Below are 18,369 nucleotides of genomic sequence, written 5' to 3'. Positions count from 1 at the left end.
CCTCATTAGTCCTCAACGACTAAACCTTTGCCAATTGGGGTGGTTGCCTGAATCAGACCATCTTGTACATCGGCTACTTCTAACAACTGACCTTGATGCAATAATGCGGCACGATCGCAAAGCCGGCGTATCACACTCATCTCATGAGTTACGATAACGATAGTCACGCCAAGTTGCTCATTGATATCGCGCAAACAGGTGAGTAGACTGCGAGTCGTTGCAGGATCTAGTGCACTGGTTGGCTCATCGGCCAATAGTACTTTTGGACTTGGGGCAATTGCACGGGCAATACCAACACGTTGTTTTTGTCCACCTGATAGTTGAGCAGGGTAATGACCTGCTCGATCAGTCAAATCTACGATTTCAAGACAGTCCATAACGCGCTTGTGAATATCACGGCTAGGATAGCCTGACACTCTCAAATTAAATGCGACATTGTCAAAGACAGTATGATTAGACATCAAATTGAACTGCTGAAAAATCATACCGATATTGTGACGGGCGATACGCAGTTCACTAGCAGATAACGTGGTCAAGTCAGTACCATCTATAACGACTTGACCCGAATCTGGACGTTCAAGCATATTGATGATACGCAACAGGGTCGATTTGCCTGCACCTGAATAACCCATTAGACCAAAGATTTCGCCTTGCTTGATCGTTAGAGACGTCGGCTCAACAGCAGTAAACCAATGTGGTTTGCCGTCTTTGTCTTTGATTGATCGGTCGCTTAAAAAACTTTTGGTCACATCGTTTAAGACAATCATGTCGTTCATGGAGGGCTCAAAATTTAATAAATTTTTTGTGATTATTATGCGTCGTTATGGCTCTATCGATATGCGAGGAGCCTAACTAAAACAACGACAGTCAATAACCGTATAATAAGGGGCGGTAATATAGCATATTATCTGGCACTTTGGATATGCACATCCGCGTCCAGCTTATGATGAATAGCTATTAAGGATAGGGCGTTTGGAAGGTAGAAGGGGCGGTAATACAACGAAAGTCGTTATACTCTTAATATAAGTGATCAATCATGCTGATGATAATGAGGATCGTGTTTGACAGGTATAGCAACCAAGAACCGAGTATGACCATTTAGCGTATCGGTAGTGATGCGACCTTGATGTGCGGTGACAATTTGTGAAACCAGCGATAAACCTAAGCCAGAACCTTTGTTCTTCTGCTGTAAGCGTACGAATGGGCTAAACACTTCCTCGCGTTTCTCTTCAGGGATACCTGTCCCTTCATCAATCACTGCCAGTACTGCATATTTAGGTTGCGGGCGTACAGGTTCAGCCTTTGCCTTTTTCATATGCTTGGCAAAAAGTCCTTCTTTGCGCGGCGGCGCTGATATGTCATTGCTGTTTTTAGTATTGGTTTTAGCGCTGTCTTTACTGGCGTTTTTAGTGTTAGCTGTTTCATTGAGCATATTTTCAGTGTTCTGCTGACGGTGACTCTCGAGAGTGTCTTTGCTAATGAATGTTTTGTTATCTGTAGACTGGACTGTACCATTAGGAATAGGGTGGTCAGTATTTTTAGTAGTTGCTTCGGAGTCAGAGTCAGGAACAGCTTTCCACATTACTTTTTTGACTCTATCAGTCAACTCATTGGTGAAGCTATGGTAGTTCGCAAGTAATGACGAGTCATTAGCCGATTTTGGCATACCTAAATGGTTTACTGAGCCTCTACTAGTATCAGTGTTATCTTCTGTCAGAGTAGTATCTGTACTATCGCTAGTCGTTGTATTAGTGTCTATATGAGTATCTATATCTTCACTAACGGGCACATTTTCACCGTTCATATATATCGGCGGTGCTGGTAACTTATCTATGAGGTCAACTGATTCAGGTTTATCAGTATCGTTTCGCTCATAATTATCATAGCCATCATGTTCACTTGGATTGTTTTGATGGTTCGCAGTGACATCAGTCTGATTGTCATAAGAATCAAATTCCAAGCTATTATAATCAGTGAAACTGTTGGCGAGTACCGTTTGCAACAGATAATCAGGGACTACTCCAGCGTCTTCGATAGTTTGAACCCCATAAAGAAGCACAGTGACAGGCGGCTTGCCATGCAGCATAGCATTGGTCAATAGATTACGGATGAGGTGAGTCAACATTGATGATTGACCATCAATCATAATGTGCTCACCAATCAAGGTCGCTTCAGGATAGTGTTGACGCTCTTGATTGACAAGGTCATATAAGTCTAAATCTTCAATCTGTTGCAAGGCATGGCCCGCATCTAGACGACTGACCAATAAGATACTCTCTACCAAGTCATTGAGCCCCGATAAGTCTCGAGTGATGGCATGAGCGCGCTTATCAAATTTGGCTTTGGTATCAGTTGGCAACGCACCAGCTAACATGTCCATCATTTCGATCTGTAAGCGAATACGCGTGATGGGTGTACGTAACTCATGGGAAGCATGTGCCAGTAATAAGTTATTGGCATCGACAAGATGCTCAATTTTTTGCGCTGCTTGGTTGAAGCCTCGTGCGAGTGAAGCGATTTCATCATTACCCCGAGCATTCACGCGAACCGTAAAATCGCCATCACCCAGTTGAGTCATCTGCTGGCTCAACTGATCGATGCGCCAGGTCATGGTACGGGCTATGAGCCAGAGAACACCTGCCATAATGATGAGCAGCAATAGAGTACCAGTAAACAGATTTAGCGCAGCAGACAGCACAGGTTTTTTGGGTGGCAAACGTGATTCATACAGTAACGTATAGCCCGTACTACTATATACTTGCGCCTGTTTGGTAGGCGGAGTATCTGCGAACGAAGGAAAAACACGTGAAAACAAAGAAGGCGTAGGCGGTAATTCTAGTGGTAAGTCACTGTTGTCAGTCTGCATGAGCATCCGACCTTCACTGTCATACAAGCCCATTTTTGCTTGAAGAGACTCATCAAAAATATCAAAGCTTTTTTTGACAACAGCGAGCATGAACCGCGACTGTAGACGGTTATCTTTACTAATAGAGATATTTAATTCATGTAAAAATGGATCGATTTGTCCTAAGATCTGCGTCGCTAATATCTCCGACCGTATGCCTGCATCTTTGTCATGGACCAATTGGGTCAACAACACCATCGCTACGGCAAACAAAGTAAGTGCCAGCATGACGCTGGCAAACAACTTGGCAAATACGGAACGAAAACCCAATTGCTGCATTAAACAATCTCTACTATCGGACGCTGATGTGGACTGGTACGTCTGAGCTTAACACGTTGCTGATTGATCCACTGTATTAGATTAAACTTGATCAGTAGCAAATTGATAGCCAACGCCGCGTACCGTGATGATGCGTTTTGGTTGACGCGGATTGTCTTCAATCAGAGCGCGCAGACGCGAGATATGAACGTCAATAGCACGGTCGATATTGTCTGAGCTGTCATCATTTGGCATTGCCTGCCATAGCTGCTCGCGATTTAATACCTTGCCAGAGTGAGTGGCAAAATAATGCAGCAGTTGGAACTGATGCGTTGTCAGACGTACAGGCTCATCATCGATAGTCACTTCATGGCTATCAGGGAACACACTTAAACGACCAAAAGTTAGGCTATCTGACTGGCTGTCTGCCTGATTTGGCTGTTCGTGACGACGAATGACAGCACGAATACGAGCGAGAAGCTCGCGTGGCTCAAAAGGCTTGGCGATATAATCATCAGCACCCATCTCCAGACCTAGTACACGGTCAGTGGTATCACCTTTCGCAGTTAGCATAATGATAGGTACTTTGTTGGTCATATTGTTTTTGTTGCCACGGATTTTTTGGCACACTTGCATACCATCCATATCAGGCAGCATCAAGTCCAGTACGACCAAATCAATATCACGCTCTTTGGTATCTAATAGATCGAGACCTTCTTGACCAAGACCAGCATGGTGGACGTCATAGTAGTTCATGGTCAAATAGTCACTGATCAGCTCTGCTAAATCTGGATCGTCTTCAATCAATAAAATCTGCTTGCTCATGGGATATCCTCTAGTTGTTGTTATGATCTGCTAAAACTCTAATATGCGCTAATTGCTTAATTATGATAATTGCTCTAATGACTTTTGCTCTAAAGCAGTTAAATCATCAATACAATTAAACAGACAAAATAATTAAACAGGCGAGCCTCTAAGTTTTCAAATGTCTAAAAGACTAAGCCATCATGTAAAGGCTATCTAAAATTAAAGGCTATCTAAAATACTCGGTTAACGCTATATAAGGTACGTCATAGTGCCTAATTATGCTGTTACAAAACAAGAGAGGCTTTGTTAATGTTTCTACATAATGTAACTGACGCGATAAGCTGCTACGACACGATGACTCTTTTCCCTTCAGAATCAACAGGTAAATCAGCCAAACAAATTAAACTATCGTTACTCACCCCAGCGATCAAATACTGCTGAGTGGTCGGATCGTACTCAACAACTTCGATAGGCTGACGTGTCAAGCGCTGATCTTGCCCAATAACCCAAACATTAGCAGCTAATGGTCTAAGTGGCATATATGGCGGTTTCTGTAACTCTGTTAAGTCAACATCATGCAACGCGCGCTTGGGTACGATTGTACCGACATCTATTTGTCCGTAGTTGACTCGCCCAGTGACTTTCATCTCTGGCAGTAGCTTGTTACGGCTGGCTTCATTGTCAATGACATTGACATAAACCAAGAGTTTTTTTGGTTGGCTGGTTGGAACCAGTTTACTGACTTGTCCTGTAAATTTATCAGTCATACTCTCGACCGTAAAATTAACGGTTTGACCCACTGAAAGTTGTGGCTCTGCTTGGATAGGTAGGGTCGCTACAAAATGCAGTTTGGTTTCATCACTAAGTTGCAATAACGAGGCGCGCGCTATCATTTTTTGACCAGCTTTAGCATTTAGGTTTTCTACGCGACCTGAAAAACTAGCATGTATGGTAATCAGGTTGTATTGTCCACTTGGTGTTGCGGCGCTATCGTCTACGCTGTTGCTATCGGATTCATTGTTGGTAGATCCGCTGTTGTTAGCGTTATTGCTGTCAGCGTCATTGCTATTAGCGATATCGTCAGCCTTTGTTGTTATTGAGTCTGTCGCTGGTGACTTTACGTTATTGGTGGTTTCTTTTGCGACCGCAATATCTTTGTCTTTAGTTGGCTGTACAGCTTTGGTATTTGAGTTAGTATTTATCTGCTGTTTGTCTGCTAGCGTTGGGTCTTTGATTGCATTGGCTGCCGTATCGTTGTCTGTAGATGCTACATCGTTAGCAGTACCTACACGCCTAAAAACAAGCAGCGGTGCCCCTTTCTCTACCCATTGTCCTTCACTGACCAAGATCTTTTCGATGGTTATAGGATGTACTGCTACAAACGAGGTCTGTTTAATAGGCTCGATATTACCTTGCAGACCAAGACTTGGCTGATATCGTGAAGGTTTTACGCTGAGTATATGATCTGGTGTCATGGTGACGCTATCACTGGTAATGACAAGCGGCGTATCTATAGCGGCTTCGTTTTCGGCAACGGCTGACTCACTATTGGATGGTGACGGCTGGCAGGCAGCGAGCAATAAAGCACCAAGCAAGTACAGGCTTTTTTTCGAATGTTTATAGGCTGTCATAGCAGTTACCATTATAGTCATTACCTTAATTATATAGTGAATTGTCACGCGGTGGAATGAGTACAACCTACTTGCCAAACTTAAGTAGGTTAGGCCCTGTTGCCAGATTAGCAACAGAAGTCATTGATTTGTCAGATAAGAACAGTCGTTTTTGATACTCAACAGTTTGAATATTAATTCGTGAATAACTGGAAAAGGGTCAATAACTGTGCTAAAACAAACATAATAAAATACACTGATACATTTTTATCACAAACGCAAATTATTCAGCAATGTGGCTATTGATTCTATATAATGCAAAAGTATCGTAAATTTGTTTACTACATTGATTTGATTACTTTGCTTTGGCGATGATTGATTTTAAAATATGCCTAAAAATATGCCCAAGTGTCTTCAGCGCTCACATGAGTTTGATTGATATCCACAAACAAGAGTAGGGTGACAAGCCCAATATACTAAGAATAACGCTCGATTTTGTGAGCTTATTAATTGCAAAGTGCGTATAGTAACCAATGTTGACGCTGTGTTTGATGGGCAGACACTGATAAAAGATAGTCACTGTCAAAATAAGTTTTGATAAACGTTTAATCTTCTATATCGTTTTAATGCTGACTGTCGTTGCGGTTTGAGATTAATAGTTAAGACTTTATATAGACAGAAGGGCGTTACGTACAAATAGTCGTTCATAGGATAATGATAATGGAAAATAATTTTGATGGTCTAAAAGTAATGGTAATTGATGACTCAAAAACCATTCGCCGTACCGCAGAAACCTTGCTACAAAAGGCAGGCTGTGAAGTAGTAACTGCTATAGATGGTTTCGATGCTTTAGCAAAAATTGTTGATAACAATCCAGACATTATTTTCGTCGATATTATGATGCCTCGTTTGGATGGTTATCAGACTTGCGCATTGATAAAAAACAATCCAGATTACGCCAATAAGCCCGTAATTATGTTGTCGTCAAAAGATGGTTTGTTTGATAAAGCACGTGGTCGTATTGTCGGGTCTGATGAGTATTTGACCAAGCCATTTAGTAAAGATGAGCTTTTTGATGCTATCAATCAGTACCGCTAGTCAGGTATAGCTAGACTTAACCGTAATGATTGTTAAGATTGGAAGTGATTGCTCAATTTTTGAGTAATTATGATAAAAAATATACCACCAATAAATTTTGGGTATTGTTTTCAATCGTTTTACTTCAACAATATATCCTCATGGATATCTTAGAAATAAAGGAAATCCCTATGGCTACAGTTTTAGTCATTGACGACTCGCCATCAGAAATGGCGAAATTTCGCGACATGCTTGCCAAAAATAATTTTCAAGTACTAGAAGCTTCAAACGGCGAGCAAGGCTGTCAAATGGCCGCTGATCATTTGCCAGATGTTATTTTGATGGATGTAGTTATGCCTGAGATGAACGGCTTTCAAGCCACGCGAAAGATTACTCGTGGCAAAACAACTGCGCATATTCCTGTCATTATGATCAGTACCAAAAATCAGGAAACCGATAGAGTTTGGGGCAAACGCCAAGGCGCTAAAGAGTATATGAGTAAACCAGTTGACGAAAATGGATTGGTCAATATGATTCGCAAAGTGATGGAGTAACTTGTGGCTTCTAGAGGATTTATTGAGCTTCTGCGTATAGCAGATTTGGCACGTGCGCGTAAAAGTGGTCGCCGCGGTGGTCAAGCGTTTGATTGGCAGGGTGTGGTATTTGAAATTGGTGGGCAACGCTTGGTTGCCCCTATGGGTCAGGTATCAGAGGTGTTGTCCATGCCAGAATACACAAGCTTACCTCTAGTAAAGCCTTGGATGCTAGGTATTGCCAATATCCGTGGACGTTTGTTACCGCTCACGGATTTGTCACATTTTTTGCAAGTTCCGAGTCGACTGTCTCAGTTAAGCCAGCGAAAAGTTATGGTTGTTGACCATGATAATAGTTTTTCAGGACTACTGGTCGATCAAGTGCTCGGTATTGAGCAGTTTACTCAGGATCAGTACCGCCCAGAAGCGATTGATCCTAATTCACCATTTGCGCCTTATAACCATGGTAAGTTTTTGAAAGAAGAGCAAGAGTGGTATGTCTTCATGCCAAGCTTGCTTGCACAGGATCTACAATATTCAGATGCTGCAATATAGTAATCGACAATAGAATACCTGTCTGTGAAGTAATGGCAGATTAATAGCGACTGACACGATTTAGTGAAATGTCAGCATTTATACAGGCTTTGCTAATCATTGTTTTGATAACAATAAGATTGTCAAAGTCAGTCACGATAAGACTTTGACGATTGTTTGAAAGGGATATGCAAGATGAGTGATGTTATAAGAAAACCTGTAGCTGGTATGAGTAATACAACAGCGGACGGTAAAGATGCTAATAATACATGGAAGCTGTTATTAGGGTTTTTCGTTTTATTGAGCATAGCCTGCCTGATCTGGCTGATCAATTCGCTATCATCAGTGAGTCAGTATTTTGGCAGCTTCAATCAGTCTGTTATCTTACCAGCCGTGATATTTGCGGTTGGTGCCCTAGGTATTATGTTTGCCTCGTATCAGTTGCTTAAGCAGCGCGGTGGTTCAGAGCGTTTGCTTATTGAAAAAGAGACGTTACGTCGTCGTCAAGAAGCAGAAGCAGAGTCTGAACGCGCTCGTCAGATTCAAGAAGAAAACGAACGTAACCAGATCGCTATTCTACGTCTACTTGATGAATTGGGTGACTTGGCAGAGGGTGATTTGACCGTCAATGCTACGGTATCAGAAGATTTTACTGGCGCCATTGCTGATTCGGTAAACTTTGCAATTGACCAACTACGCCAATTGGTCTTGGTTATTAACAGTACCGCTGATCGTGTATCACAGTCCTCAGATCAAACCCAGATGAATGCGGTTGAGTTGGCCGAAGCCTCTGAGCATCAAGCGCAAGAGATTGCAGGTGTATCAGCTGCGATTAACGAGATGACCGTATCAATTGACCAAGTTTCGAACAACGCTGCAGAGTCTGCAACCGTTGCTCAGCGTTCAGTTGCTATCTCGCATAATGGAGCTGCGGTTGTACAGCGTTCGATTGAAGGTATGAACGTTATTCGTGATCAGATTCAAGAAACATCAAAACGTATCAAACGTTTGGGTGAGTCTTCGCAAGAGATTGGTGATATCGTTGGTCTAATCAACGATATTGCAGATCAGACCAACGTTTTGGCATTGAATGCTGCCATTCAGGCATCGATGGCAGGGGAAGCGGGACGAGGTTTCGCCGTTGTTGCTGATGAGGTTCAGCGTCTGGCTGAGCGTTCAGCAAACGCGACCAAACAGATCGAAACATTGGTAAAAACCATTCAGGCAGATACCAACGAAGCTGTTATGTCGATGGAATCAACAACTTCTGAAGTAGTACGCGGTGCACGTCTTGCAAAAGATGCAGGTGAAGCACTAGAAGAAGTACAGAGCGTTTCTAATACGTTGGCTGACTTGATTCAAAGTATCTCAAACGCTGCATTACAGCAGGCTGAGTCTGCTGGACACATCTCTCACACCATGAATATTATTCAGGACATCACCTCACAAACATCGTCTGGTACGATGGCAACCGCACGTTCTATTGGTGAGTTGAGTGAAATGGCTGCAGCCCTACAGGAATCGGTTACTGGTTTTAAAGTATCAGATGATGATGCCTTGTTAGACGATGACATGATGAATTCTGAAGAAGTATTATCAGAAACTGTTTAATCATTTGTTGTTAGTATTAGAGCGTCGCTGCTTCATATAGCGCTCCCTCGATGAGACTATTAACTAAAATGCTGTACAGGCTATGCTGATGTACAGCAGCAATCATAGCAGGTGACGTGAACAATCGTACTCAACCAGACAGAGCTCCAGTCAATAACGCTGAATTTGCATTGAGCGATGCTCTGAGGCAATCAAATCGTTTTGATGCGGGTCAATGGCAAAAGTACATAGAGCACGAGATTGGCTTTGTACTCCCAGACATGCAGCTGCAGTGGTTGATCAATGCAATTGAATGTACGGCAATATCAAATGGACTGACCCTCGAGCAGCTATGGATTCAGCTGCCAAAAAATAGTGAACTGCGTCAGCAATTTTTAGACAAAGTTTTGATTCACGAAAGTCGATTTTTTCGGCACAAGCCTTCCATAGACTTTGTCACAAAATATGCATTACAGCATCAAAGTGCAAATGAAGTAGATAGCCCATTTCGTATTTGGAGCGTTGGCTGTGCAAGTGGACAAGAAGCATGGTCTTTAGCCATGAGTCTGTCAGCAGAACAGTTGTCAAACTATTGTATATTGGGAACCGACGTGAGTGAACAGGCGATTATAGACGCACGTTTAGCACAATATGACAAACGGCAGCAGTCTTTAATACCTGAGCGGTGTCAGCAGTTCGTTCAGCCTATAACCACTAAGAGTATAAGTCGTAGGCTAAACACAGGTGACATAGCTAATCAGTCAAACATGTCAAATAGTACCCAGTCCAGCTGGCAGATAGCATCAGTCTTAAAACCGTATGTTAATTTTGCTGTGCATAACATCATTGAACAACAATCTCCCACTTCGTATCTTCAAAATGTGATCATCTGTCAAAATATGCTGCTATATTTTCGTAAGTTTGATCAGCGTGATATTTTGGCACGGCTCTCAGAGCAGTGTGCGTTAGCGGGTTATATTATATTGGCTCCAGGTGAGGCGTTGTTTTGGCGTCCTTCAAATATGCGCCGTATTGCGCACCCACAGGTTAATGTGTGGCAAAAAATCAGTGCCTAAATTAGTGCCTAGACGAGTTAGGATAAACCTATGAAAAACCAGCCCAATGACATAGTGACGCTTGAGTGGTTGTTGCCACTGTTTGATCAGCAGTTATCACAGATATCTGATGGCTGGCAATTAGAGGCTGATATCGCTAGCTATGAGCAGATGATATCGTACTATCATCAGATAAGTGGTGCATTGATTATGGTTCGTCTTCCTCTATTAGCAGGTCTTGCTAATAAGCTGGGTTTGCTTGCAAGCTTAGGAGACAATGACAGCTTCTCTAGTAAAGACTGCCGGATAGGACAATTTTCTCATAAGCTGCTGCAGCGTGAGTTGAATTACTATACGCGTACAGGCAATTATCACGTTGCTGTAATAGACAAAGCTGCTTATGAGCTGACGCAGGTACTGTCTCAAAGAGGTATAGCAACAGAGCTCATTGTCGATGATACTGATGCTCAGCATGAATATTTAGGTAATGGTGATATTGACGACAGTATTATCAAAAGTATTGAGGTGACAGTACCCATTACTGAAGTTACAACCCGTTTAGTTGATCAGCAATATCAGCAACTGTTGTTAGTATGGCGACAGCAAGTACAGAAGTTATTGACTGCTAATGTGAATCAGCCATCAGTACTGAGCGTTCTAGAAAAAGTAGTTCAATATCTCTGGCAGACGACTCAAGATAGAGAGCTACAACGTCTTTGGTACTTGACTCAATTGTGGCTAAATGATCTTGCGCACAACGACACGCCATTACCTGAAAGTTATGCACAACTTCTCAGTCAGTTGGATCATGTTATAGAGTCTTATGGTCAATCAGTGACTTTATCCTCAAGCTTTGTCAAAAGCTTAATTACGACTGTCTACATTGAGCTCAGCTACTTAGTAACGAGTAGCGATCGCACTCAGTCTGTTCTTGATAATGTATCACAGAGCATACCGCCGATATCACGTTTCTTACCGCAATTGCTCAGTGAGCTTGAGACGCTCATTTTTGATTTGGACCAGCCAGTTACTCTAATAAACCCTCTAAAATATATGAAGAACCAGCTTGAGAGTCGAGGTTGGACACAGTATGTCTCGCAAGCTGAATCAATCATTGCCGATTTAGAACAAGTTATCTTTTCAGAGACAGATGCTGCGCAAGAACAATTACAAATTGAGCGTAAGCTACAAGAGTTATATAACGATATCTATGATATTGAACAGACCATATCGCTCAAAATCGGTGACGCTGCTTCTTTTGCTACAATGCCTGAAGCTTCTTATAGTACCGAAAAGCAGTTAGAGGGCAAACCTAAGTCGGTCTCTACTGATAGTGAATTACGAGAGCTACGTATTGCTGTTGAAAATATCAAGCAAAAATTCAATGAGTACCTACAACGTCAAACGGTTCAGTTATTGCCAGAGGTTGCTGAATTTGACAGTATCGCTCAAGCTTTCGAGAAGATGGGGTTGTCAGACGTTAGACAGACTATTAATGATATAGGTCGTATATTTGCGCAATTACGCACCGGCGATGTCACAGTACTTAGCTGGGACTTGACTCAAGCATTGGCTGAGGGTTTGACTTCTATTGAGCTCTTGCTAGATTACCTAGCGCAGCAAGTCTTTGATCAAAAGCTGCTGACACAAGCTAATGAGTATACGATGAGAGCCACTCAGCTTTTGAATGCTCACATAGAAGCGCCAGACACAGTCAGTGAGACGTGGCCAATGCAAGCATCAGTAGCAATGGATGTTGTTCGTTATGATGATAGTGGTGAGATTGCGCCTGCTGATGAAAATGATGAGCCAGTGTTAGCACAGGCTATAGTGGATACCAGTGCAAATGCCACTGCTGATACAGAGAGTAGTGATGCATTGCTACATGCTCGTGAGCAGGTCAAGCCTGATAACTTTGATATCGATGCAGATATTCGTGATATTTTTATTGAAGAAGTCACAGAGGTAATTGCCGATCTAGAAGACTTCCTTCCTATCTGGCAGCAAGACTCACAAGACTTAACACCATTAACTGAAGTGCGTCGCGGTTTCCATACTCTAAAAGGGTCTGGTCGTATGGTTGGCGCCTTTAGTATTAGTGAGATGGCATGGTCAATCGAAAATCTACTTAATCGTCTGTTAGATAAAACCTTGCCTGTAACAGATGAGGTCGTCAATTTAGTCATTGATACTGCAAAACGTCTACCAGCTTTGGTAACCGATTTTGAAGATCAACAACCGCCCAGTCACGATCCTGCGATTACGATTCTACAAAGTAGTAATTTGATGACGCAGCAGCCTATCAATGCAGGTCTTACTGTGTTTGAGGCAGAAGTTAAAACAGAAGCTACTGAGATAGAGAGTGCCAAGATAGAAAGCGCTGAAACAGAAGCTGAATCTGATATAAACGACTCTGCTATGATGGATGATGTAGAGTTGGATACGTTACTCTCGATAGGCGGTAATGACGAACTATCAAGCTCTGAAAGTAATAATATGCTGACATCATTATCTGATTTAGAGATTCCGCCCGTACTTATCCCATTCGTGCAAGAGACGACGCAGCTACCAGATGATGCAAATGATGCAGATCCTGATATTAAAGAAATATTCTTAGAAGAAGCCAATGAAGTATTAGAGGAAATTGTCCCACTATACGAACAGTGGCAGCTATCGTTATCTGATTTAAATGGTTTAAAAGATATCCGCCGCGGCTTCCATACGCTAAAAGGCTCTGGTCGCATGGTAGGTGCAAACTATACTGCTGAGCTAGCGTGGGCAATAGAAAATATGCTCAATCGCGTACTGGATCATAGTATTGTCGCCTCAGGTGAGATGCGTCAGCTGATTTCAGATGTGTTGAGTACGTATCCTATGATGCTAACCGCCTTTGAAGATAATAGCCAAAATTATCCAGCCGTAACACCGTTGTGGATTGCTTGTGCTAATGCTTATAGTAAGCAGCATGGCGATGAATTCAGCTATTCTAACTTGTATGAGCAAATAACTACGAGCCCTGAACAAGCAAGTGAGAGTCTGAAAACTGAAGCCATTCAAGAGCCGATACTGGTATCGGACTCAGATGAAACTACTGTTCACTATAATGTTGATGATAATGATGGCGCGATGGATACCACGCTACAGACGATCAATTCTGTCAACGAAAAAATGGCAGAAGCCGCTGTCGTTCTAACGCCTCAAAGTGAAGAGGAAAGAGCATTTTGTAAGATATTTATTGATGAAGCAGAAGAGCTACTTCATCATATCGATCAGTTTGTCAGCGACAATCAAGATCAGTACCGTATTGAGATAACAGATGATATCGTACGTGCATTCCATACCCTACGCGGTGCTTCTGGCTCAAGTGCTTTAGCGGCCATCAGTGAAGTGGGTGCAACGATAGAGCATAGTCTAGAGCTGTTACAACAGCAAGATATTCCTATGAATACTCAGCATCTAGAAGCTTTGGCCCAATCTTCTACATTGATAGATGGGTACTTAAATAGTTACAAACAGAACCTAGAACAGCATAGCGTGGCCGTAGAAGACTCGCAAAGTCAGCAAGACATAGCATCATTGCAAGCCATGCTTGGTGAGCAATACATTATCAGTGATACGGCAGTGATCTCTGATGATAAACCGACGATAGAAGAGTTGCTGGATAGTAATATTGACACGCTATTGGATGCTGAATGGGAATTAGATGATGCCTTGAATCATACAGAAGTCGCGCATACTCAAGATTATATAGCTCAGCAAATCTTACAGATAGACGCTCTCTCTAATAAGGCGCAGGCATTTCCGAAGTTTGTGACGGTTCTAAATGAGCTAGGTAATGTATATAGCTATCTAAATGACAATATCGATAGAGCAGGTGACAAAGATATTCAGGCGACGCTGCACGCTGGTCATGCTCAGCTAGTAGGGCTATTTGATGCCTTGGCCGGTAGTACTTCATTGAAGATCGACCAGCAGGTCATCGACGAGCTACAGAGTATCTATCAAAGTGATAATAGTCTCGAAGATGCAGATAGTAGCTTTACAGTCCGTACTACTGCAGCGCCTGAGCTACAGTTTGAGACAATTGATACCGACATTGAGCTATTAGAGATATTCTTAGAAGAGGCGCAGGAGCTTGATAATGCGCTAGATGAAAGCTTTAATAAGTGGCGTGACGATATCACCAATATCAACGCACTCAAAGTCTTGCAGCGTCACTTGCACACCATCAAAGGTGGGGCACGTATGGCGGGTATCCGCAGTATTGGCGATCTTACCCACGAAGCAGAAAGTGTGTATGAGTCTTTTGTAGAAAACAGACGAGCGCCGACTGCACAGTGGCTTGAGATTATGCAAATGGTGCAAGACACGATGTCATTGCAGGTCATGCATATCGTCAGTCACAAAAAATCTTTCTTTACCTCAGAGCTCATTGAGCAATTAAGAGCATTTGAAAAAGCACGAAGCTTACCAGAAACAGTGGAGCTAATCATACCAGTTCCAAATAATCATTTTGAGCCAGCTGTTGCCGCTCCAGTGGTTGATGTTGATACTGGTACCGAAGTGTTAGAGACCGTAAGTCTAGAGACGATGATTAAGCAGTCATGGGCTAATGGGCTACCTGATCCAGATATACTAGCAGTATTCTTGGAAGAAGCTGAAGAGCTAACCAATCGAAATAAGTATCTGCATTTGTTCTTAAAAGATACAGGCAATACTATAGCGTTACAAGCACTCCAGCGTGATTTGCATACCATTAAGGGCGGTGCGCGAATGGTGACAGCCTCTGGTATCGCAGATTTAGCTCACGAGATGGAATCAGTGTATACAGACTTTGTCAGTAATCGCCGTCCAGCGACCAAAAAAGTCCTAGAGCTCTTAGTAGCCAGTCATGACTGGCTCGCTGATGCCGTATTTATTCTTCAACAACAGGTCAATCCACCAACGCCTACATTGCTGATTGGGGCATTAGAACAGTTCGGTAAAAACCCTGATAGTCTCAAACAAATACCTAAAGAGTCGCTACAGTCTCAGCGCGAAGCAATTTTGATTGCTAAAGAAAACCAAGACTCTCAGTATCTTGCCAAAGATATCGGCGAAATGCCTTCTATGCTTAGAAGTACTAACGACGAAGATGAAAACGCCAATAACAATGAGATGATTCGTATCTCAGGCGGGCTGATCGAGCACATGATTAACTTATCTGGTGAGTCAGCGATTAACCGTGCGCGTATTGATATGGGCATCAGTAGCTTAACCAATAGTATCGAAGAGATGGGTACCACAGTACAGCGACTGGCAGATCAGTTACGCCGTATGGAGATCGAGCTTGAAGCTCAAATTTTGTCCCAGATAGATGAGGAGTTGATTAACAATGAAGACTTTGATCCTCTAGAAATGGATCAGTACTCATCATTGAACCAGCTGTCTAAATCTTTGACAGAGTCGGCTTCGGATTTGGTGGACATTAACCATACGCTATTAGAAAAGACCCGTGATAGTGAAGGTCTGTTGCTACAGCTTTCACGAACACAGACCGAATTACAAGATGGATTGATGAATTCGCGTATGGTTCCATTTACGCGTTTGACACCTCGTCTTGAGCGTATTGTACGTCAGACAGCCAATGAGTTGAACAAATCCGTCGATCTAACAATCATCAACGCTGATGACGAGATGGACAGAACCATTCTAGAGCGTATTACCTCGCCACTTGAGCACATGCTACGAAATGCGGTCGATCATGGTATTGAAACGACGTCGACGCGATTGAAAGCAGGCAAGGAGCGTAGTGGACGTATTACTCTCGAAGTACACCGAGAAGGTGGCGAGATCGTTATTCAGCTATCGGATGATGGTCGCGGCATCGATGTAGAGGCAGTCCGCAATAAAGCAATCTCTCAAGGTCTTATCGATGCAGACGATGACAGTCTCTCTGATCTAGATATCATGCAATACATCTTTAATGCAGGCTTAAGTACTAGTAAGCAAGTGACACAGATCTCTGGTCGCGGTGTTGGCATGGATGTTGTAATCAGTGAAATTCGCCAACTGGGCGGTTCGGTCTCAGTAGTATCGGAGCTTGGTAAAGGTTCTAGCTTTACAATGCGCTTACCATTGACGGTGGCAGTATCTGATGCATTGGTGGTACGTGCAGCAGATCGTTACTATGCCATACCATTGGTACAGATCGAGCGTGTGGTACGTGTCAACCCAGAAAAGCTCTATGATTACTATCAATCAAATGATGCGACGCTAAACTTTGAAGATACTGATTACCGAGTACGTTATTTAAATGAGATTTTATCAGGCAATAAGCTAAATGAGCTGGTGGTGAATACCAATACCAGCCTACCGCTGATCATCATCAAAAACCGTACAGGGCAAAATATTGCTCTACAGGTTGATCAGATTGCAGGGTCACGTATAGAAGTGGTTGTGAAACCTTTAGGACAGCAATTATCGAATATACCAGGTATCTCGGCCGCTACAATTATGGGCGATGGCTCAGTGATGCTTATCCTAGATTTGATTGCTTTAATGCGTAATGCACAATTGGGCAAAAACACCTTAAAGTCCGCGAATGCTAAACGAGGACGCATAGAGTCCAAATCGACTGTTCTAGTAGTCGATGACTCTGTTACCGTACGCAAAGTGACCTCACGCTTCTTAGAGCGTCAAGGCTTCAATGTGGCAGTCGCAAAAGATGGTATTGATGCGCTTGAGATACTACAAGACACGACGCCAGATATGATCTTGCTAGATATTGAAATGCCGCGTATGGATGGTTTTGAGGTTGCAACCCAAGTCAGACACAATGGTCGATTGCAGCATATTCCAATTATAATGATCACATCACGTACGGGTGAAAAACATCGTGAGCGTGCATTAGAGATTGGTGTGAATGACTATATGGGTAAGCCATTCCAAGAAAAAGAGCTGCTTGAAAAAATACAGAAATTGCTAGGTAAAGAGGCAAGCCTGACTAATGAAGGATAATGCACGTGTTTTAGCACTGCGAGAGAAAAACAAAAGTGATATCAAAGTGCTGGTGGTGGCAGAAGATCATCGCCAGCGTGTGGCTTTTTCAGATACCGTGCGTAGTTGCGGTTTCACACTCATAGGATGTGTGTCACGAATGCAGTGGCAAGAAAAAAGCGAGCTGTCTAATATACCTGTTGATATTTGGCTGATAGATAGTGACTACGATGATAGTGTCGCAACAGCAACGTTAGTATCTAAACCAGCAGCTGTGCTGGTGGGCTTTAGTCAAGCCCCTTATCTCAATGAGGCACAGCAATATGCCAAATGGCAACGAAAACTAAAACGTAAGTTTGCACAACTACTGGCATTACCGGCGCTATTAGATACGCCAGTCCATAAAAGTGACGTCACCGAAATAGACTGGGAGTATGTCGTGTTTCTAGGAGCCTCTATGGGTGGACCTAGTGCGGTAAAAGAGTTTTTGGATAATGTACCAGCCACGCTACCAGTTTGTATCTTATTGGCGCATCACTTTAATCAGACGATGATTGGTACATTACCCCGCATACTCAATCGCCATAATGATTGGGGCTGTGAGGTAATTGCTTCCTCACAACGTTTGAGAGCAGGGCAGTGCCTTATAGCCCCTATTGATAAGCAGATTGTCTGCGACTCGACAGGTCGGGTGATACTACTAGAGCAGGGGTGGAGCGGTGAATATAAACCTGCCATTGGTCAGCTTATCAAAAATGCCAGCGATGCTTATGGTAATGAGCTGATAAATATTGTCTTTTCAGGTATGGGTAACGATGGTTCTCAGTATCTCGACCTAATTCAAGATAATAATAGCCAACTGTGGGCACAAGATCCTGCTTTAAGTGCGTGTCCAAGCCAACCTCAAGCCATTATTGACTCAGGATACTGTAGCTTTATCGGCAGCCCCAAAGAGTTGGCACAAAAACTGTCTGATTATATTGGTGAAAGGCAGCAAGCCATTCACGCTAACTGATTGTGAG

At 42.8% G+C, this 18,369-nt stretch carries 10 protein-coding genes and 1 pseudogene; 7 read left to right on the top strand and 4 right to left on the bottom strand.

Annotation, left to right across the window (positions count from 1 at the left end):
- Window positions 1-5 precede the first annotated feature (5 nt).
- From AC5JPT_RS07315 to AC5JPT_RS07300, 4 genes are all read right to left on the bottom strand, one after another.
- Window positions 6-776, bottom strand: coding sequence for a methionine ABC transporter ATP-binding protein (locus tag AC5JPT_RS07315; protein ID WP_493857638.1), 771 nt, complete (start codon window positions 774-776; stop codon window positions 6-8).
- 254 nt (window positions 777-1,030) lie between these two features.
- Window positions 1,031-3,184: an ATP-binding protein gene (locus AC5JPT_RS07310; protein ID WP_493857637.1), complete on the bottom strand. Its 2,154-nt coding sequence runs from the start codon at window positions 3,182-3,184 to the stop codon at window positions 1,031-1,033.
- Between the two features lie 81 nt (window positions 3,185-3,265).
- A complete protein-coding gene (locus tag AC5JPT_RS07305; protein WP_058025471.1) occupies window positions 3,266-3,988 on the bottom strand; it encodes a response regulator transcription factor in 723 nt (240 codons plus the stop codon).
- A gap of 326 nt (window positions 3,989-4,314) precedes the next feature.
- Window positions 4,315-5,601 (bottom strand): efflux RND transporter periplasmic adaptor subunit, encoded by a 1,287-nt coding sequence (locus tag AC5JPT_RS07300; RefSeq protein WP_493857636.1) that lies wholly within the window; start codon window positions 5,599-5,601, stop codon window positions 4,315-4,317.
- A 699-nt stretch (window positions 5,602-6,300) separates the two neighbouring features.
- On the opposite strand from AC5JPT_RS07300, the gene pilG reads away from it, so the two are divergent.
- The 7 genes and pseudogenes from pilG (at window position 6,301) to AC5JPT_RS07265 (ending at window position 18,362) form a co-directional block, all read left to right on the top strand.
- Complete coding sequence (gene pilG / locus AC5JPT_RS07295; RefSeq protein WP_114701589.1) at window positions 6,301-6,678, top strand: twitching motility response regulator PilG; 378 nt, start codon at window positions 6,301-6,303, stop codon at window positions 6,676-6,678.
- Window positions 6,679-6,848: 170 nt separating this feature from the next.
- On the top strand, window positions 6,849-7,211 hold the full coding sequence (locus AC5JPT_RS07290; RefSeq protein WP_319050912.1) for a response regulator: 363 nt from the start codon (window positions 6,849-6,851) through the stop codon (window positions 7,209-7,211).
- 3 nt (window positions 7,212-7,214) lie between these two features.
- Entirely contained in the window at window positions 7,215-7,745 is a 531-nt protein-coding gene (locus tag AC5JPT_RS07285) for a chemotaxis protein CheW (RefSeq protein ID WP_443525647.1), read from the top strand.
- Between the two features lie 528 nt (window positions 7,746-8,273).
- Window positions 8,274-9,335, top strand: a pseudogene (locus AC5JPT_RS07280) (methyl-accepting chemotaxis protein); the annotation flags it as partial.
- Between the two features lie 116 nt (window positions 9,336-9,451).
- Window positions 9,452-10,390, top strand: a complete 939-nt coding sequence (locus AC5JPT_RS07275; protein WP_493857635.1) for a CheR family methyltransferase — start codon at window positions 9,452-9,454, stop codon at window positions 10,388-10,390.
- A 30-nt stretch (window positions 10,391-10,420) separates the two neighbouring features.
- Window positions 10,421-17,368, top strand: a complete 6,948-nt coding sequence (locus tag AC5JPT_RS07270; RefSeq protein WP_493857634.1) for an Hpt domain-containing protein — start codon at window positions 10,421-10,423, stop codon at window positions 17,366-17,368.
- Window positions 17,358-18,362 (top strand): chemotaxis protein CheB, encoded by a 1,005-nt coding sequence (locus AC5JPT_RS07265; RefSeq protein WP_493857633.1) that lies wholly within the window; start codon window positions 17,358-17,360, stop codon window positions 18,360-18,362. Before AC5JPT_RS07270 ends, AC5JPT_RS07265 begins: the two co-directional genes overlap by 11 nt.
- Window positions 18,363-18,369: the final 7 nt, after the last annotated feature.

It is taken from the genome of Psychrobacter sp. H26 (assembly GCF_059073035.1).
Note: the sequence above shows the minus strand (reverse complement) of the source record. Positions and strands in the feature narration are given on the sequence as shown.